General features: G+C 54.3%; 17 protein-coding genes. 16 read left to right on the plus strand and 1 reads right to left on the minus strand.

Going from position 1 to position 17,395, the window contains the following annotated elements; genetic code table 11:
- Positions 1-34 precede the first annotated feature (34 nt).
- The gene (locus tag H8F22_RS29300) at positions 35-2,449 is read left to right on the plus strand and encodes a UvrD-helicase domain-containing protein (RefSeq protein ID WP_194941005.1); all 2,415 of its coding nucleotides are present in this window, start codon (positions 35-37) and stop codon (positions 2,447-2,449) included.
- A gap of 256 nt (positions 2,450-2,705) precedes the next feature.
- Here the strand turns inward: H8F22_RS29300 and H8F22_RS29305 are convergent, their stop codons facing one another.
- On the minus strand, positions 2,706-3,107 hold the full coding sequence (locus H8F22_RS29305) for a hypothetical protein (protein ID WP_193069076.1): 402 nt from the start codon (positions 3,105-3,107) through the stop codon (positions 2,706-2,708).
- Between the two features lie 124 nt (positions 3,108-3,231).
- Here H8F22_RS29305 and H8F22_RS29310 point away from each other — a divergent pair, with 124 nt between their 5' ends.
- The 15 genes from H8F22_RS29310 (at position 3,232) to H8F22_RS29380 (ending at position 17,236) form a co-directional block, all read left to right on the plus strand.
- Positions 3,232-4,512 (plus strand): site-specific DNA-methyltransferase, encoded by a 1,281-nt coding sequence (locus H8F22_RS29310; RefSeq protein WP_078465812.1) that lies wholly within the window; start codon positions 3,232-3,234, stop codon positions 4,510-4,512.
- A gap of 9 nt (positions 4,513-4,521) precedes the next feature.
- The gene (locus tag H8F22_RS29315) at positions 4,522-5,220 is read left to right on the plus strand and encodes a hypothetical protein (protein WP_194941006.1); all 699 of its coding nucleotides are present in this window, start codon (positions 4,522-4,524) and stop codon (positions 5,218-5,220) included.
- Positions 5,221-5,701: 481 nt separating this feature from the next.
- On the plus strand, positions 5,702-6,700 hold the full coding sequence (locus H8F22_RS29320; protein WP_194941007.1) for an ATP-grasp domain-containing protein: 999 nt from the start codon (positions 5,702-5,704) through the stop codon (positions 6,698-6,700).
- 90 nt (positions 6,701-6,790) lie between these two features.
- Positions 6,791-7,930, plus strand: a complete 1,140-nt coding sequence (locus tag H8F22_RS29325; RefSeq protein WP_078465809.1) for a trypsin-like peptidase domain-containing protein — start codon at positions 6,791-6,793, stop codon at positions 7,928-7,930.
- A gap of 72 nt (positions 7,931-8,002) precedes the next feature.
- The gene (locus tag H8F22_RS29330) at positions 8,003-9,130 is read left to right on the plus strand and encodes a phosphoribosyltransferase domain-containing protein (RefSeq protein ID WP_194941008.1); all 1,128 of its coding nucleotides are present in this window, start codon (positions 8,003-8,005) and stop codon (positions 9,128-9,130) included.
- Positions 9,120-9,878 carry an HAD family hydrolase gene (locus H8F22_RS29335; RefSeq protein ID WP_078465807.1) on the plus strand — a complete coding sequence of 253 codons (759 nt, stop codon included), beginning with the start codon at positions 9,120-9,122 and terminating at the stop codon, positions 9,876-9,878. The genes H8F22_RS29330 and H8F22_RS29335 overlap by 11 nt, the downstream gene beginning before the upstream one ends.
- Positions 9,871-10,965, plus strand: coding sequence for a cysteine protease StiP family protein (locus H8F22_RS29340; protein ID WP_194941009.1), 1,095 nt, complete (start codon positions 9,871-9,873; stop codon positions 10,963-10,965). Before H8F22_RS29335 ends, H8F22_RS29340 begins: the two co-directional genes overlap by 8 nt.
- Entirely contained in the window at positions 10,965-11,915 is a 951-nt protein-coding gene (locus H8F22_RS29345; RefSeq protein WP_078465805.1) for an HpcH/HpaI aldolase/citrate lyase family protein, read from the plus strand. Before H8F22_RS29340 ends, H8F22_RS29345 begins: the two co-directional genes overlap by 1 nt.
- A complete protein-coding gene (locus H8F22_RS29350) occupies positions 11,912-12,670 on the plus strand; it encodes an HAD family hydrolase (protein ID WP_194941010.1) in 759 nt (252 codons plus the stop codon). Before H8F22_RS29345 ends, H8F22_RS29350 begins: the two co-directional genes overlap by 4 nt.
- A gap of 2 nt (positions 12,671-12,672) precedes the next feature.
- The gene (locus H8F22_RS29355) at positions 12,673-13,260 is read left to right on the plus strand and encodes a TerD family protein (RefSeq protein ID WP_078465803.1); all 588 of its coding nucleotides are present in this window, start codon (positions 12,673-12,675) and stop codon (positions 13,258-13,260) included.
- Positions 13,260-14,429 carry a TerD family protein gene (locus H8F22_RS29360; RefSeq protein ID WP_194941011.1) on the plus strand — a complete coding sequence of 390 codons (1,170 nt, stop codon included), beginning with the start codon at positions 13,260-13,262 and terminating at the stop codon, positions 14,427-14,429. Before H8F22_RS29355 ends, H8F22_RS29360 begins: the two co-directional genes overlap by 1 nt.
- Before the next feature lie 45 nt (positions 14,430-14,474).
- Complete coding sequence (locus H8F22_RS29365; protein WP_194941012.1) at positions 14,475-14,924, plus strand: tellurite resistance TerB family protein; 450 nt, start codon at positions 14,475-14,477, stop codon at positions 14,922-14,924.
- A 44-nt stretch (positions 14,925-14,968) separates the two neighbouring features.
- Positions 14,969-15,970, plus strand: coding sequence for a TerC/Alx family metal homeostasis membrane protein (locus tag H8F22_RS29370; protein ID WP_042562209.1), 1,002 nt, complete (start codon positions 14,969-14,971; stop codon positions 15,968-15,970).
- A gap of 27 nt (positions 15,971-15,997) precedes the next feature.
- Positions 15,998-16,573 carry a TerD family protein gene (locus H8F22_RS29375; protein ID WP_042561212.1) on the plus strand — a complete coding sequence of 192 codons (576 nt, stop codon included), beginning with the start codon at positions 15,998-16,000 and terminating at the stop codon, positions 16,571-16,573.
- Positions 16,574-16,657: 84 nt separating this feature from the next.
- Positions 16,658-17,236 (plus strand): TerD family protein, encoded by a 579-nt coding sequence (locus H8F22_RS29380; RefSeq protein WP_033896483.1) that lies wholly within the window; start codon positions 16,658-16,660, stop codon positions 17,234-17,236.
- The last annotated feature ends 159 nt before the right edge of the window (positions 17,237-17,395 follow it).

Consider the following 17,395-nt stretch of genomic DNA (forward strand, 5'->3'; position numbering starts at 1 on the left):
CTTGATCTATTAATTTGTTCGACAGGCGATCACAGTGAATCAACCAATCGAGCCACCCTACGAACTCGATGAGCTTCCATTTCATCATCGCTTGGCAGCCCAGGTGTTGGGTGCTGGATTGGATCTGCTTAATGCGAGACATCTCGAGTCCTGGGAGGCTGGCCGCCGTATCGGTCTCATGGAGGCCAAGGCATTAGCTCAGCAGTCATCTACCCAGGATCAGGTCGTAATTCCCGGTTTGAAAACCACTGAGCCCGATCATCAGGTCACAGGCAAAGATGACTTGGTGTTTGGCGGCGAACGCATTCATATCAGCAGTGATGCTCGCGCAGCTATGCGCGCTGACTGTGAAGCAAGGCTAGATAAGTGTGCACAGCCCACAATGGAGCAATGGAAGGCTATCCTTTCGACATCCAATACGACTCTTCTCGGAGGTGGTGCGGGTACTGGTAAGACCAAGACATTGCTGTTCAGGGCATTGTTTTTCCATCGATATGCGCAGGTCCCTCTATCTCAGATACGTATTCTCACGTTCAGCCGTGAGGCTCGTGTAGAGATGGCCAGCGATCTACAGGAGGTCTTTGGTCTGTTCGGTGTGGTGCTCTCGCCGGCCGAATGTCAAGCGATAGTGATGACCCCACGCTCATGCCTTTTAACCCAATCGATGGCTCTTCCTGACCTTGCCACGGTGGTACCGCTTGAGAACTATGGAGCCAGCCCGCCTGACACATCTGCCCTCGCTGACGGCCGACCCTTCGAGGCGTCATTGAACAATACGCAGAGGGTGGAGATGACCAAGTGCCTCAACCTTCTCTATCGATCCAATAAGCGGTTCAATGAAACTTACATTGCTTTGTGGATTTCGTCGCTAAGACTACCTCAGCTTGAAGTCGATTCACCCGAAGTCGTAAAGCGCGCTTCATTGGGATGGAAGCTCAGCGAGCATGACGAGGCCCTGACCAACTCTGTTGAGGCTTTGTGGCGCAAAGCAAAGGCCTGGCCTGTTGAGGGTGTGACAGCCGCTAGAAAGGTCTTCACCGTCAGAGGTCGACCTTATGCAACACATGGCTACATCCCACAATTGAAACTCCACGTGGTGCTTGGCTTCGATAGGTCGGAAGGGCCGAGCTTGCGCCGCGATCCTTCAGCTTCAATGGAACTGTACAAAGAGGTCGCGATCAAGCGCACCCTGTTCCAGGCCTACTTTCCAGAGGGTGTGGTGCACCTGGACTCCTATCAAGATGCTGCCGAACTGTCGGAGAGGCTGAAATACCTCGCTCAAGCCGCTCCAAGCTTTTCTTACGCACTACAAGGTCAAACAGGTCCGGTACCGGTTCTCGATTCGTTCAATTCAACGTCAGCCTTACTTGATTCGCTGGGCATAGAGGTAGGGTCTGTGCCTGGCAGAATGAATTTTCTACCTGCAGATTCTGACGCACTCTACTTTGAGGCATTGGCGATTTACTGGGAGGCCCTTGAGCGGCACCTCTCTAAACTAGAGGGACCTGTGATTCCGTTTGGTCGTCTGTTCGCCGCGCTTGGGGGCGGTAAGCTGCCAGCCGTACGGTACGTGCCTATGAGTATTCTCGAGCAATGCCGCCACCTTCTCATTGACGGTGCAGAAGATCAGACGCTCCCGGTTGCCTCTTGGGTGCGGTCGGTACTGATTGAGATACGTAGAAGAGACTCAGCTCAAATATACACAAGGGGTTTGTCATCAAGTATTACAGTGGCAGGAGATCCGAATCAGTGGGTGTACGGTAGTTTTGGGGCGACTCCAAAATTGTTCTTTGACTTCGAAGATATGTTTAGTAGTCCGGTACCGGCTACGAAGGTGACCCTGACCGAGTCATTCCGGTCTACTCAAGCCATTATCGATGCGGGATCTAACCTGGTCCAAAACCTTTCTTTGGGAGTAAACCGAAGCCCTAGGTCTATTCGACCTCCAAAGGGGGAGGATCAGCCTGTCAGGATAGTTGGTGATGATCTGGATCAACTTCAACGCATCTGCCAGTCAGCAGCGGCAGATGGCTACAAAGTTTTGATACTCATCGACAGCGAGGTCGACAAGGCTTGGGTCGACTCTGCTGTTGGGGACCAGATTAGAGATGATCGTGCTTCAGGCGGGCGGTCTATCCGTGTTCGTTCATTCCACAAGGCGAAGTCACTTGAAGCGGACATCGTCGTGATGGTCGGAGACCCGTCGACTGGTGTTTCGTCTTGGTACCGCAATCAGCTCTACAAGATAGCGGGGTTCAGTTCGGGTGGTGACTCTGCGCCGGGGGATACGGTCTCTCACGGCGAGGCTTTGCGCCTAGTCCACGTGGCAATCACCAGGGCGAGGCATAAGTGCATTTGGTTTCCAAATCGCGGAGTGGGTACTGTCCGTACCGCGAGTGTGCTGGGTGGGCTGATGCCGGGACTCTTCGATGATGAGCGCCGTGCTTGATGCGGTAGGTATTTAGTAGATGGGCTGGTAAAGCCGATAGGTGATGCTCGAAATAGTGGTGAGGAGTTTGTGCTTGTTCTGTCAGGTGTAGATCTCGATGGGGCGTATGGGCTGACTGAGAAGTTTAGTCATTAAGTGGAGCGTCGCTACATGCATCTCAGCGTTCCTGTAGGCAGAGTGACCATAAGCGCTGACGTTTGTGCAGGCTTACCTGGTCAGTGCTTTGCGGCCACAAACAGTGGGTCGAGCCCTCTACTCAGCGAATTATTTCGGGCGTAATCAGGCGGCTCTGGCTTTCTGACTCGACGTCGGCAAAAGACATCAACATCAGCCTTCTAATCGGTTCAGGGAGCACTTTTACCTCTATGGTGACCCCTTCGTAGATAGCTTCGGTTTCAGAGGCTCTGAATACGCCATGGGGAATCCATGGCTCATGTCCAAGCCACCGCCTGGCCTGGTAGTCGATCATAAAGCCGTATACCTCGATCCAGAGGTGTGGACGCACGATAGCGCCGCGGGCGGACAGTGCCCCCGCTTTGAGAATTGGTTTGTGCCCTCTCTCCGTCAAAACGGAAAAGACAATTCGTGAAAATCCATCGCATTCGACGTTCGAGTGCTGGATAGGGTCGAAGAGGGCAGCCAGTTCATCGCGGGTCACAGTAGATCTCCATAGTGGAGTCAAGACTTTAACCGCGCTACATCATCCCTACCACCTGAAGGCTTCTGCCACAGGTTTCGCGATGGGAAGGTAGGGCATCGATATTTTAGGCGAGTTATCAGCAATGAAGTCTTTTAAGGCCAAGTCAGTACCAGCTTCGCAAGGTGAGCTTTTCGGAGCAGATCAGATCGCCGCCATCTATAGATCCCAACCGGAAGCACACATCGACAATGCCACCTTGTATGGATTGGTTGCCATGCGAAACGGATTGTCGGCTGGCGCATTGAACGAGCGTGTACCCGTAGGCCGATCAGGGCAGCGGCATAGCCTAGAGAGGCGTGCGATTCGATGGACGCAGCAAGATCTGCGCAGGGCAGGGGTCCTTGAGCGAGTACCGGGTGAGCGTGGTATTTGGCGCCTTACGGAGGAGGCTAAGCGCGATTTAAACATGGCGAAGCCAGGCGTCAAGGTACTTGGCTTTCGAACTGATCTAGGTGTCGCAATTTTCGGCGGTAGCGAGTATATCTTCAATAACTTAGATGTTCAGCCAGTATCAATTATTTGCAGTCCTCCCTATCCTTTGGCAAAAAGTCGGGCTTACTCTAATCCTACCCAATCGGAAATCGTTAAATACATTGTGGGGATTCTTGAGCCAATTATTGAAAAGCTTGCAGACACAGGTAGTCTCGCTATCAATGTCAGCAATGATATTTTCCTGCCTAATTCCCCCGCGCGCTCAACCTACGTTGAGCGATTGACGATAACACTGGAAGACATGGGTCTAGGGCTTATAGATCGTTTGGTATGGAAGTCCAACAAGCCGCCTGGGCCAGTTCATTGGGCGTCTAAGACGAGGCAACTTCTTAACGCAACCTATGAACCAATTCTAATATTTGCAAAGAACCCAAAGCTTTTTAAAGGGGACAATAGGCGCGTTCTCGAGCCTCACTCTGAGCGACATCTTGCATTAATCAATTCAGGTGGCGAAAAGAGAACAACAAACTATGGGGACGGTGCCTATCGGCTACGGGTTGGCAGTTACAGCAACCAAACTGAGGGACGTATTCCTAAGAACGTACTGGAGCGCGGCATTCGCTGCCCATATGGCTCACAGTTTCGTGCTTCAGCGGAAGCGCTGGGGTTGCCTAGTCATGGTGCGGGCCAGCCCTTTAGCGTTGCTGAATTCCTTATCAAATATTTGACTGAGGAAGGTGACCTTGTGGTGGATCCATGGGGTGGCCGCTCGATGACAGGTTTGGCCGCCGAAATGCTTAATCGGACTTGGATCACTGGCGAGCGGGCTCTACAGTACGTTCGTGGTGCAGCAGAGCTATTCCGCGAGCGCCCAGGCTTTCGTATCAACCCTCAACTAGAACAAGCATTCGCCGGCTCAGTCCAGCGCTAAGGATCCATTTTGCCAGCCATCAACGTTGCTGAGTTTCCTGCATTTCTTCGCGCCTATCGCTGGACTAACGTTAATCATGCTTCTCGTGGATATCCAGGGGACACGTTTCCTGATTTTCCATGGATTCAGTCGCTAGAAGGACGTGGTGTGAGGATTGTGGCGAAAGGTGTCATTACTGCGTGCCCGACGGACTACCTTCGCGAGATCCTTGCATGGGGCGCGGGGAAGAATGACCCCGGGATGAAATTTGAGGCCGGGCTGGGTAACGTGTCTCTCATTGTAATCCTCCAGCAAGTAGTGGCCAATCTTGAACAGCCGCTTGCTGCTATTGACGCTGCTCTTAAAATTCCGGGATTTGGTCTGACGTATGCTTCCAAGCTTCTCCGTTTTTTTGACCCTGGCCGGTATGGGAGCTTGGATCGCCGGATTAGGCTTGCACTGTTGAAAGCAGACCTACTTCCCAAAATACACGATAGCTATAAAAGCTCGATGATCGAAGGCTACGTGAAATTCCAAACACTCTGCGAGAGTTTGGTTTTCGAGCTCGAGTCTAAGGGCATATGCCGCCCGGAGTGCAATCTACCCTCCGCTGCGTCAGCGACGGGATGGCGCATCGCCGATGTTGAAATGGCTCTCTTCACCTGGGCCGATCGCGGCTTGCAAACGGAAAAGGGCAACCAATTCGAAACGGTGAATCCTGACATCTAGTGATAGACTTGATATTGATCCTCCGTTCTGCGTTGGCCCACTTTACACCGAATCATTTTTAGCTGGGTATCGTGATCCTTCATATGCCGAAATAGATTATCTGTGGACGACTAACTTGGAGTCTCTGCATAATTAGAGGGAGATTGTTGGGATTGTTAATCAGTCTTGGCCGTGCCGAAACTTATAATGTAGATGTTGTTTATATTTTACCGGTCTACCTTACCTCGTTTTGCCCCACACCCACCGTCGAGAAATATTTTGCTAGCGCAGTTACCGCAAGCAAGGCCGACCAATTTGAAACCCGCAAAACGGAATTGTAGAGGGGGGCTTTTTGTCGAAATGACGTCTCTATTTTGGGCGGCCCCCTGCATTGCCTTGAAGCTACAGCTGGACTCGTTATGTTCCGGTTGAACAATCGAATGCTGTCAGTCCCCTTCCTCGGGTTTGACTGTCAGTGCACATCTACAAGTGAGGTTAAAGTATGATTTGGTTTCTCGAAGGGCAGTCAAGCCAGCGTGACATTATTGAAGGTGCGCGTGACGCGCTGCCACCTGAGGTGAAGATATTCGCCTCGCACCGCGACAATCGCCCCGAAATTATGGCTGGAGCAGATATTAGCTTTTGCGAGCCCCGTGGCGCTGAAGAGCGGGTTTCGTGGGTGATTACTACTGCACGCACCTATGGAATCAAAGTAATCCTGGCGGGTCGCTTGGGGGCGGTATTTGAAAGCGCCCGGGATCGATTCGAGGAAGCTGGCCTGGTGCTGGTAACTGGTGGTTCATCGATGCGCACATTCGATCTTGTTGATGACAAAAGCAGGTTTACCGCTGAGGCGGAGCTTGCGGGCTTGGATTGCGTTCCGGCAATAACCGCAACTAATGCCGATGAAATGTTAGCAGCGTACGGGACTCTGTCTGCTTCGGGAGAGGTTTGCGTAAAGCCTGCCGTTGGCATTTATGGTCAAGGCTTTTGGCGCTTCAAGGAGGGTGCTGACCCATTTCGTAGCTTTGCTGATCCCGATGCCCGCGTTGCGAATTTCGCGACCTATATGCGTGCATACAGCGAGGTGGAAAATCCTCCGTCGATGCTTGTAATGCCCTACATGGCTGGAACCGAGTGTTCGGTGGATATGGTCTGTGAGACTGGCCGAGCGGTTGCGTTTGTAGGCCGGAGGAAGACCGGCGCGTATCAGTTATTTGAAAAGGAAGGTGCGGCGGTCGAGTTGGCACTAAAAGCGGCTGCTCATTTCCAGTGTGATGGCATCGTGAACGTTCAAACAAAGGATGATGCACAGGGTAAACCGCATTTGTTGGAAATCAATCCTCGCTACTCCGGTGGAGTCGGTTACACCCGGGAGGCTGGCGTCAATTTGGCAGGGATCTTTGCTACGCGCCGCTTAAACCTTCCTGAGCCACCTACCGTTTGGCGGGCAGGCGTACGTGTGAAAGGGGTCTCCGTTGCAGCTGTAGTTCCAAAATGACATCCTGAATCATCGAGAACCCTGAAGTTTGGTACCATTGGAGCGCTTCCGGTGGCGCGGTGGATTTAGCACTCAAGGAGTAAAAAAGGAATGATGGTGCTAGCGCCAGGCGCAAACACCGCGGTATCTAGTGCACGGAGTGAATGGACTCTGGAATGCGGGAACTCCTCGGCTTTCGGAGAGTACGCTGCGATTGCCATACTGCCGGTAAATGACAAGCGCCTACCCACTGGTGAGGCTGCCCTATTTCAGACGTCTCAGTCCTGGATGGAGTGGAGCGGCGACCAAGCAAAGGTTGGTTGTAAGTTGAACTTGTCAGCCCTCCCGTCCGGTAGCGATAGGCTACTCCTCATCGCATACACTTTTTCTGCAGCAGGACCGGTAAGCGATCTTCGTTCGTTGCACCTACTTGTTGACGAACAGATTGAATATAGGTTGGACCTTCGCGATAACGGTGAAGCGGCGATCATTATCGGCGAATTCTACATCCGCAATCAGCAATGGAAGTTTCGTGCACTGGCTGAGGGTTCGGCTTATGGTTTAGCCGCTCTAGGCCGCCGCATCGGGATCGATATTAATGACGCTCATCCAAAAGGGCGCACTAGCTCTGCGGAGGCTGACCGCGCACGAGCGGGCGCAACCGGCACTGGTTTCGCTGTTTCCCAGCACCATGTGCTCACCTGTGCTCATGTAATCGAGGGCATGAGTGATATATTCATTTCCTCCTTTGAAGGTCGTTATCGTGCAGAGCCGGTCGTCGTTGATCAGCGTAATGACATCGCTCTCCTCAGGGTGATGGAGTCGCCTGTCCTCAGATCTGTCACTTTTAAGGAAGGCTCCGGCTGCGACTTGGGTGAATCTGTAGTCGCGCTGGGTTTCCCTATGTCGGGTTTCGCCGGCGGTGGTGTCCACGTGACCCAGGGCGGCGTGTCGGCGTTGTTTGGCCTGCATAACGATTCTAGCCTTCTACAATTTACTGCGGCTATTCAACCGGGCTCTAGCGGATCCCCCTTATTTGATTCGACAGGCGCTGTTATCGGGTTGGTAACTTCTACAATGCCTGATGCTCAAAATATGAACTTTGCCGTTAAAGCGTCTTTGCTCCTCTCCTTTCTGGATGCGTGCCGCGTTGATGCAGTTCAAACATCCAGCAGCAGGACGTTCACAACTGCTGAATTAGCACGTTCGGCCCAAGCATCTATGTGGCGCGTCGAAGCCAAGAATTTTTAGCCCCTATTTTGACTTGAAAACTGCGGAAGAGACGTTAGGTTATCGACCTCACGCAACCCTAGGAATTTTTTCATGGAATGCAACGCAGATAAACAAGCTCTAAGCGCACAACTGATGCGCGGGCGTCTCGATGTCACTGTCGATGCCACACATATCGACCCGGACTCCTTGTTCGGTTTTGCCGAGCGCCGTAATCCAAAGCGTGCGTTTCTTTTCGTGTCCAAAGTACTTGGTCGCCACATACCTGTGCGGCCTTCGATCATGAATTCAAGCTTCAATAGCCTCGCAGCACAAATTCCTGACGACCTGCCTGGGCCCGTACTCGTTATCGGCATGGCTGAAACAGCAGTTGGCCTGGGTGCTGGTGTGCATCGCGCATACAGCGCGACGCGCCCGGACACGGTTTATATGGTCAGCACACGCCACCCTACTGGCAATGACCTGTTCGCCCGATTTGAAGAAGAACATAGTCACGCCAGTGCGCACCTCATTCATTTGCCGATCGATGCCGACGTTCGGGAAATGATGTTGAATGCCCGTTCGCTAGTGCTGGTCGACGACGAAGCCTCAACGGGCAAAACCTTCATCAATCTTCACCGTGCGCTGGTCGATGCCGGCCTGACTCGGGTCGAGCGCGTGGTGACTTGCGTACTGACGGATTGGTCCGGCGATGCGGTGCGCAAAACCATCGGTGACTCTGCTCAACAGGTTTCGCTGTTGCAGGGGGCGTATACCTTCCACGAGGACGCTGATGCGCCGCTGCCGGAAATGCCGGCCGTGGGCAGCATCGAGCCCGGAGAGTGGCCGTTGTCGGCGGAAAGCGATTGGGGGCGCCATGGTATTCGTTGTGTAGAAGACACTTTGGCTCTCGATCTGAAGGTCAAAGCGGGCGAGCGCGTACTCGTGGTTGGTACCAGCGAATTCGTCTGGCGTCCGTTTTTGCTCGCCGAGCGCTTGGAGCGTGCTGGTGCTGATGTGCATTTCAGTTCGACCAGTCGCTCACCAATCGCACTGGGCCATGCCATCGGTCACGCGTTGTCGTTCGCGGACAACTACGGTCTCGGTATCCCCAACTTCCTCTACAATGTCAGCCCAGGGCAATTTGATCGTGTCCTTATTTGCTCGGAAACACCTGAGCAGGCTGTGTCCGCCGCCCTGATTGAATCCCTGAGCGCGGAGGTGATTGTCGATGGTCAATAAGCGCCCCCTCGCCCTGGTTGATCTCGACGACACCCTGTTCCAGACTGCTCGCAAAATGCCAGAAGGTTCTCAGCGGATTACTGCGACTCTCGATATCGAGGGTCAGCCCAATGGCTACATGAGTACGGTCCAACACTCCCTCGCACAATGGCTCCTGTCCACGACCGACGTGGTCCCAGTTACAGCGCGCAGCGTTGAAGCATTCAGTCGTGTGAAACTGCCTTTTATGCACGGTGCCGTCTGCTCCCATGGCGGCGTGATCCTTGGTGCTGATGGAAAGCTTGACGAGGAATGGCAAGCACGCATGAGCGATGTTCTTGCTGACTATCAGGCTCGCTTGCCAGGCCTCAGTGAAGCAACCCTCGCCATTGGCAAGGAGCTTGGCATTTCCTTGCGCGGATGGGTTGTCGAGGAAGAAGGCCTGCGCCACTACGTAGTGACCAAGCACAACGAATCCAATGATGAAGTCCTGCAAACGGTTCTCGCTGAAGTTCAGGCCCGCGGTTTATTGGAAGGCATGCACATCCACGGAAATTCCAACAACCTCGCGTTCTTGCCGCTGGGCCTGTCGAAGGTAGTGGCTGTTCAAGAATTGTTGCGCCGTGATCGTGAGGCCAATGGTGAGCGTCCGGTGTTGGGCTTTGGGGACAGCATCACTGACCTCGGTTTCATGCAGGAGTGCCATATGTGGGCGACCCCAGCGCGTAGCCAATTGGCCAAGCTCGTTGGAGGGAAAGTCCATGACTAAGGCCATTGCGGGTCTGGTTACCGTGGGGAGCGGCAGCTATGCAGCAGATGATGTTCAGTTCCTGCTGCAGGCCGTTCAGATGGAGACCACTGATGTCTTGGAGAAGGAGCGTCTGATTCAGTCGAAGCAGAAGCACTACTCCGAAATGATCAGCCTTGAGAGTGCGCCGACTGACGTGCACAAAGCCCTCTACGAGCGCGCACTCGAACAAAACGGTACCCGCATGGCCATGGACGTTCAGTCCCTGGCGCTGGCGCTGAGCGAGGCATGCACGGGCCCGTCTATTGTTCTTGTGTCTTTCGTTCGTGCTGGCTTGCCGCTCGGCGTGTTATTGCGTCGGGCCCTGCTCGACATGGGTCGAGATGCGCACCACTACGGAATCAGCATTGTCCGAGATCGCGGGATCGACAAAGTCGCCCTCGAGGCCATCATTCAGGAACATGGTTCCGAGAACATCGTCTTCGTCGATGGCTGGACAGGGAAGGGCGCAATCTCTGGCGAGATTCAGCGCAGCCTCAATGGCGACTCGCGCTTCCCTGAGGAACCCCGGCTTGTAGTACTGGCAGATCCCTGCGGCCGGGCGTGGTTGTCCGCGTCGGCTGAAGACTGGGTTATCCCCTCCGGCATCCTTGGTGCGACGGTGTCTGGTCTGGTTTCGCGCTCCATATGGCCCGCAGATGGAGGCCTGCATGGTTGTGTGGTTTATGACCATCTGCGTGAGCACGATGTCACCCGCGAGTTCATCGAGCAGATCGAAGAGAAGCGAAAGGCGTTGGGGACGGCTCCTCAAGCCTCTCCATGGACCGATACCCAGCGTTTTGAACTGCAGGGTGCAGCTTCGCACGTAGTCAAGTCGCTGGCCTCCCAGTTCGGCATTACCAATCTCAATCGAGTAAAGCCTGGTATTGCCGAAGCAACACGCGCGGTACTGCGTCGCGTACCTGATCACGTCTTGGTGCGCAGCCGTAGCGACAGTGATGTTCAGTTGCTCATGCACCTGACTGAGGGCGCTGGGGTCGCTGTGGAAGAAGTGGGTGCTGCATTAGGCCCTTACCGGGCGGTAACCATCATTCGGAGTGTGAGCTGATGAAAGTCCTTTCTCCTTATGCCCTGGGGGCAACGCTCTACATGCCGGCCACACGTCCGGATCTGCTGGATGTGGTTTTCCGCACAAAACTGCCAGAACTGCGTTCTTTGGTCGTGTGCCTTGAGGATGCGGTCGCGGAGATTGACGTCGACACGGCTTTGAGAAATCTGCATGGACTGCTTACCGCAATCAACGAGCGCGGTGGGCGTCCGTCCGATGGTCCACTGCTGTTTGTTCGTCCCCGAGACTCGGTGATGGCTGCTGTGCTGAATGATTGGTCGTTGATGGCCCACGTTGATGGGTTCGTTGTGCCGAAATTGACCCTGCGCAACCTCGGGGAATGGGAACACGCCGTTACAAACCCGGCGCTGTACCTTATGCCGACGCTGGAAACCACAGACGTGTTCAACCCTGGTGCAATGGTCGAGTTGGGCCAGGCGCTGAAGGCGAACCTAAATCAGCGGATTATCGCCCTACGTATCGGTGGGAACGACCTGATGGGAAGTCTTGGACTTCGTCGGAATCCTGCAACAACGCTCTATAGCACCCCAATGGGCTACGTGATCCCAATGTTGGCAGGCGTCATGGGGTCCCAAGGTTTCGCACTGACGGCACCAGTGTTCGAGCAACTCGCGACACCGCATTTGCTGATGGAGGAGCTTGAACTCGACATCGCCCATGGCTTGGTAGGGAAGACGGCGATTCATCCATCGCAGATCAGCACGATCCAGGACACGTTGCGCGTAAGCCTCGAAGACCTCAACTGCGCGAAGATGATTGTCAGTGACGCTGCTCCGGCAGTGTTCAAGCACAACGATGCCATGTGCGAACCTGCGACCCATTACAAGTGGGCGGTCAACATCCTTGAACGAGCGAAGTGGCACGGGGTTCGGCAAGCAGATGTAGGACCCATTGAGGCCCCTATCCGTTTGGCCGAGGCCGTGGGATGACAATGGAATATGACGATGCTGGCGGGCAAAGGCGTCATGTGATGTCGGTTTTTGACTTCGACGGCACGCTGACCCGGCACGATAGCTTCGTTCCATTCCTGAAGTTTGCCTTTGGAACCCGGGAATTCAATCGACGTATTTTGCGGCTTGCCCTGCCAAGCGTTCGATACCTGGCTCGGCGTTTGAATCGTGATGAGTTGAAAGCACAGCTGATCAGCACGTTTCTCACAGGCGTAGAAACGAAATGGATGCAGGAGCAGGCCGTGAAATTCTGCGGGTTGTTTTGGGGACAGCTCATGCGCCCTTCAGGTTTAAAATCTGTCGCCGCCGAAGTAGAGGCGGGAGCAGTAGTTACTCTCTGCTCCGCGTCCCCAGCGTTGGTTCTCAAGCCGTTTGCGGATCGACTTGGCATCAAGTTGATCGGCACCGAGCTTGAGGTAGTAGACGGTCTGTTGACCGGGCGCATGACTGGCAACAACTGCAGATGCGAGAACAAAGTACTCAGGCTTGAGGCTGTGTACGGGCCACTGGACCTGTTCCGGGTTAAAGCATGGGGTGATACCCGCGGCGATTTCGAATTGTTGGCTGCGGCCCAAGAAGCACACTGGCGACACTTTCATCCCGCATGGCGTCGTCTAGGCCTGCGGGCAAATAGAAGCGGGAATTCGGGTGTGCGCAATGTCGCGCAAGCCAACCTGCAAGTGACGATCAACCCTGATCGACACGCGAACACTGATGACCAACAAGGAGCGTAACCATGGCACTAACCCTGCAAAAACAGCAATCCATCTCCCTGGCTAAAACGGCCGGTAGTTCGCTGACCAGCATCAGCCTTGGTTTGGGTTGGGACCCAGTCAAGGCGGGCGGTTTCCTCGGCAAGATGTTTGGTGGCGGTGCCGAGATCGACCTCGACGCTTCCTGCATTTTGCTGAACAGCGATTACCAAAAAATCGACCTGGTATGGTTTCGCCAACTGAAGTCTCAGGACGGTTCGATCAAACATTCCGGTGACAATCGTACCGGCGAAGGCGATGGTGATGACGAGACCATTAATGTCGACCTGCAGCGCTTGCCTGCCTCCGTCAAGTATCTGATTTTTACGGTAAACTCATTTACGGGACAGACTTTTGAGAAAGTCGAAAAGGCCTATTGCCGTATTGTGAATGGCAGCAACAACAATGAGCTAGCTCGCTTCAACCTATCGGAAAAAGGTGGGCACACCGGAATCGTCATGGCGAGCCTGACCCGCGAGAATGGCGATTGGGAATTCAAGGCAATCGGTACGACGACGAATGGCCGAACTGCCGACGACCTAATCACTCTGGCCGTTCAGGCGCTGCGCTAATGGCTAATCTCGTCCCTGGGGGTAATGCGCCGGTTGCCAGCGGCCAGCTTCGCGTTGATATCAATTACTCGCCAATCCCGGGGGCCGACATTGACGTCTCTGCCTTCGCACTGGGCGACTCGGCCAAAGTCCGAGGCGATGGTGACATGTGTTTCTATGGCCAGCCTCAAATTCTGGGTGGCGCTGTTCAGCTGACCGAGTCCTCGGCCGGGCGCGCAGTCTTCTCCCTCGATACGAGTCGACTTGAGTCTTCAGTTGAGAAAGTGGCCCTTACCGCCACTATCTACGAAAACAAGGCAAGCTTTGAGCGTGTGTCACAACTTTCGGTTGTTGTGACAGGAGGAATCGAAGCTCAAATCCCTACTGGCGGCATGAAGGAAACAGCACTCATCCTCGGCGAATTTTATCGCCGAAATGGTGACTGGAAATTCCGCTGTGTGGCCCAGGGCTTCAATGGCGGACTTGAGCCGTTGGCCAAGCACTTCGGTGTAGATGTCGCCGCACCAGCGCCGGCCCCAGCGGCAGTGGTACAAACGCCGCCGCCTGCTCCGGCCGCGCCCCCTAAATCTACGATTAGCCTGAACAAGGTCACCCTCGATAAAACACGATCGTCTATCAGTCTTGAAAAGACGGCAGCCGGTTTCGGCGAAATCAAGGTGAACTTGAACTGGAACAAAGGCAGCTCGGGCGGCTTCTTTAAGCGAAGCCAATCCGTCGACTTGGACGTTGGTTGCCTGTACGAGCTGCAAGACGGCGAGAAGGGGGTTGTTCAAGCCCTCGGAAGATCGTTCGGCAGCCTCACCCAGGAACCTTTCATCCAATTGATGGGTGATGACCGTACGGGCTCTGTCGCTGGTGGTGAGTGGCTGCACATCAACGGGGCGAAGTGGAGTGACATCCGCCGGATCTTGGTATTCGCCTTCATCTATGAAGGTGCTCCGAACTGGAAAGAAACCGATGGTGTTGTGACGATTTTCATCCCTGGCCAACCCGAAATTGAGGTCCGTCTCAATGAAGAGGGTGGTCGTGACGCAATGTGTGCCATTGCGATGCTTGAAAATGTGAACGGCGCCGTTAAGGTCTCTCGGCGTGTGGACTTCCATCGAGGTCACGCAGTAATGGACAAAGCTTACGGCTGGGGCATGAACTGGCGCGCAGGCTCCAAATAGAAAATCTGGCGGGGTCTGCCGACCCCGCCCTTGAGGGAACACAACATGTTTGCATGGCTTAAACAAAACGCTGTTGCAGCGCGTGAAGCACTGACTACTGAAGTTTCAAAGTTCAAGAACCAGAAGTTTCTTGATGCGATGACTGCGAATTGCGCGCTCATCTCGGCTGCGTCAGGTGGTATCTCTTCTGAAGAAAAACAGAAGATGACCGGTTTCATTCAAAACTCGCCTGAGTTGAAAGTGTTCGACATGGGCGACGTAATCAAGGCGTTCAACGCACACTGCGAAAAGTTTGAGTTCGACTTTCAACTCGGCCAAGCCGAAGCACTGAAGGTCATCGGCAAGATCAAGAACGATGCCGGCGCGTCCCGACTCCTGGTGCGCGTGGGCTGTGCCATCGGTGCGTCGGACGGCGACTTTGACGCCCAAGAAAAAGCGGCCTGCCGTTTGGTCTGCCTTGAGCTGGGCCTTAACCCAGCTGATTTTGAACTCTAAGGAGCGTTACTTTGGACACTCAAATCGGTTTCCCTCCGCTGACCATGGCGGTATTCGTCGGGATCGCGCTCGGCGCGCTTCTCCTCGACATGGTTACTCACCGCGGTGACAAGCCAATTTCCCTGGCTAAGGCTTCGATTTGGTCGATCTTCTGGATCGCTATCTCGTTAGCGTTCGCCGGCTTCTTATACGTACAGCACGGCCCTGAAGTCGCCAGCCTGTTTGTAACTGGCTACGCCCTGGAAAAAGTTCTGAGCGTCGACAACCTGTTCGTGTTCATGGCGATTTTCGCATGGTTCAAAGTGCCAGATGGCATGCGTCACCGAGTCCTGTATTGGGGCATTATCGGCGCCATTGTGTTCCGCGGCATCTTCGTTGCCATTGGTACCGGCCTGTTGGCTTTCGGTCCGTGGGTCGAAATCGTCTTCGCAGTGATCGTGGCTTGGACCGCAGTTATGATGCTGCGCGCCGGCGGTGATGATGAAGAGGAAGAGGACTACTCCAAGCATATGGCTTACCGCTTCGCCCAGAAGTTGTTCCCTGTGTGGCCGAAACTCCATGGCCATAATTTCTTCGTCAGCCGTAAGCAGCTGGAGGTGGAACTCCAGAAGCCTGAGAACAAAGGCATGACTCTGGCAGCAAAAGGAACGATTTTTGCGACCCCGCTGTTCCTTTGCCTTGTAGTGGCCGAAGTGTCTGACGTGTTGTTCGCGTTCGACTCTGTGCCGGCGGTGATCGCGGTTAGCCGTGAGCCCCTGATCGTCTACTCTGCCATGCTGTTTGCGATCCTGGGTCTGCGTACCATGTACTTCGTGCTCGAAGCGCTGAAACGCTACCTGGTCCACCTGGAAAAATCTGTAGTCGCGCTGCTGTTCTTCATCGCCATTAAACTCGGCCTGAACGCAACCGACCACATGTTCCACCATGGCTACACAATCGATGCAAACACCAGCCTGCTGATCGTTATGGTTGTACTGGCGATTGGTGTGGTTGCAAGCCTTGTCTTCCCAGGCAAGGAAGAAGCTCAACCTGAAACCGCTGAGTAACAGCCCATACCACAAGGAGTAATACCCATGGCGTTGACCCTACAGAAAGGTGGCAATCTTTCGTTGACCAAAACCGACCCGAGCCTGACCAAAATCTTGGTAGGCCTGGGCTGGGACCCGCGTGCTACTGATGGTGCTGAGTTCGACCTGGACGCCAGTGCGCTATTGCTGGCAGCAAATGGCAAAGTACGCGGCGAAGCCGACTTCATTTTCTACAACCAGCTGAAAAGCGTTGACGGTTCGGTTGAGCACACTGGCGATAACCGCACCGGTGCGGGCGATGGCGACGACGAAGTAATCAAGGTTGACCTGAGCCGCATCCCGGCCGACGTGGACAAAGTCGTCTTCATCGTTACCATTCACGATGCTGAAGTACGTAAGCAAAGCTTCGGTCAGGTCGGCGGTTCCTTCATTCGTATCGTTAACGATACGACCAGCGCGGAAGTCGTTCGTTACGACCTGGCAGAAGACGCTTCGACCGAAACTGCGATGGTGTTTGCTGAGCTGTACCGCAACGGTGGCGAGTGGAAATTCCGCGCTGTTGGCCAGGGCTATGCCGGTGGCTTGAAAGCTCTTGCCAATAACTACGGCATGAACTTCTAGCGCGTAGGTCGTTGATTTAATTAAATATTTTTCCTGATTGGCCTTGTATTAAAGGCCTTTCAACCTCACTAAAAGGAATCAAAAATGGCCGTATCTTTGCAGAAAGGTGGGAACGTAAGTTTGTCTAAAGAGGCTCCAGGCCTGACCGAAGTCACTGTAGGTCTGGGTTGGGACGCACGAGTTACCGACGGCTCGAAATTCGACCTCGACGCGTCGATCTTCATCCTGGGTGAAAGCGGCCAAGTCCTCGACGACGCCAGCTTCATTTTCTACAACAACAAAAAATCGGCTGACGGTTCGGTTGAACACCTGGGCGACAACCAGTCCGGCGAAGGCGCCGGTGATGACGAGCAAGCCAACGTCAAGTTGACCGGTCTGGCTGCCGCTGTGAAGAAACTGGTATTCGCCGTGACCATTCACGACGCTGAAGCACGCAAGCAGAGCTTCGGCCAAGTTGCCAACGCTTACATCCGTGTGGTGAACAAGGCTGACGGCAAAGAACTGGCGCGCTACGACCTGAGCGAAGACGCTTCGACCGAAACCGCCATGATCTTCGGCGAGCTGTACCGCAATGGCGACGAGTTCAAGTTCAAGGCGATCGGCCAAGGTTTTGCGGGCGGCCTGGCCCCTCTGGCTAAATCGATGGGCGTGAACATCGGCTAAGCCGGAAGGCTTGAGAAAGCCCCCGCGAACCGGGGGCTTTTTCTTGCCTACAGAATGACCTCGGAATGGGTCATGTGGGCGGCGGTTTGATCTCTTCAACATTAGGAACGACTGCTGGCGATCTCCACGGCAGTCCACCGGTTCTCGGGTTTAAAAGGA

This window comes from Pseudomonas mucoides (assembly GCF_015461845.1).
Lineage (GTDB): Bacteria > Pseudomonadota > Gammaproteobacteria > Pseudomonadales > Pseudomonadaceae > Aquipseudomonas > Aquipseudomonas mucoides.

Bases quoted from the DNA above. Each gene is read 5' to 3' on its own strand.
- H8F22_RS29370 (WP_042562209.1), top strand. From the start codon at position 14,969: ATGGCGGTATTCGTCGGGATCGCGCTCGGCGCGCTTCTCCTCGACATG.
- H8F22_RS29380 (WP_033896483.1), top strand. From the start codon at position 16,658: ATGGCCGTATCTTTGCAGAAAGGTGGGAACGTAAGTTTGTCTAAAGAG.
- H8F22_RS29355 (WP_078465803.1), top strand. From the start codon at position 12,673: ATGGCACTAACCCTGCAAAAACAGCAATCCATCTCCCTGGCTAAAACG.
- H8F22_RS29330 (WP_194941008.1), top strand. From the start codon at position 8,003: ATGGAATGCAACGCAGATAAACAAGCTCTAAGCGCACAACTGATGCGC.
- H8F22_RS29350 (WP_194941010.1), top strand. From the start codon at position 11,912: ATGACAATGGAATATGACGATGCTGGCGGGCAAAGGCGTCATGTGATG.
- H8F22_RS29345 (WP_078465805.1), top strand. From the start codon at position 10,965: ATGAAAGTCCTTTCTCCTTATGCCCTGGGGGCAACGCTCTACATGCCG.
- H8F22_RS29320 (WP_194941007.1), top strand. From the start codon at position 5,702: ATGATTTGGTTTCTCGAAGGGCAGTCAAGCCAGCGTGACATTATTGAA.
- H8F22_RS29335 (WP_078465807.1), top strand. From the start codon at position 9,120: ATGGTCAATAAGCGCCCCCTCGCCCTGGTTGATCTCGACGACACCCTG.
- H8F22_RS29325 (WP_078465809.1), top strand. From the start codon at position 6,791: ATGATGGTGCTAGCGCCAGGCGCAAACACCGCGGTATCTAGTGCACGG.
- H8F22_RS29375 (WP_042561212.1), top strand. From the start codon at position 15,998: ATGGCGTTGACCCTACAGAAAGGTGGCAATCTTTCGTTGACCAAAACC.
- H8F22_RS29310 (WP_078465812.1), top strand. From the start codon at position 3,232: ATGAAGTCTTTTAAGGCCAAGTCAGTACCAGCTTCGCAAGGTGAGCTT.
- H8F22_RS29365 (WP_194941012.1), top strand. From the start codon at position 14,475: ATGTTTGCATGGCTTAAACAAAACGCTGTTGCAGCGCGTGAAGCACTG.
- H8F22_RS29360 (WP_194941011.1), top strand. From the start codon at position 13,260: ATGGCTAATCTCGTCCCTGGGGGTAATGCGCCGGTTGCCAGCGGCCAG.
- H8F22_RS29340 (WP_194941009.1), top strand. From the start codon at position 9,871: ATGACTAAGGCCATTGCGGGTCTGGTTACCGTGGGGAGCGGCAGCTAT.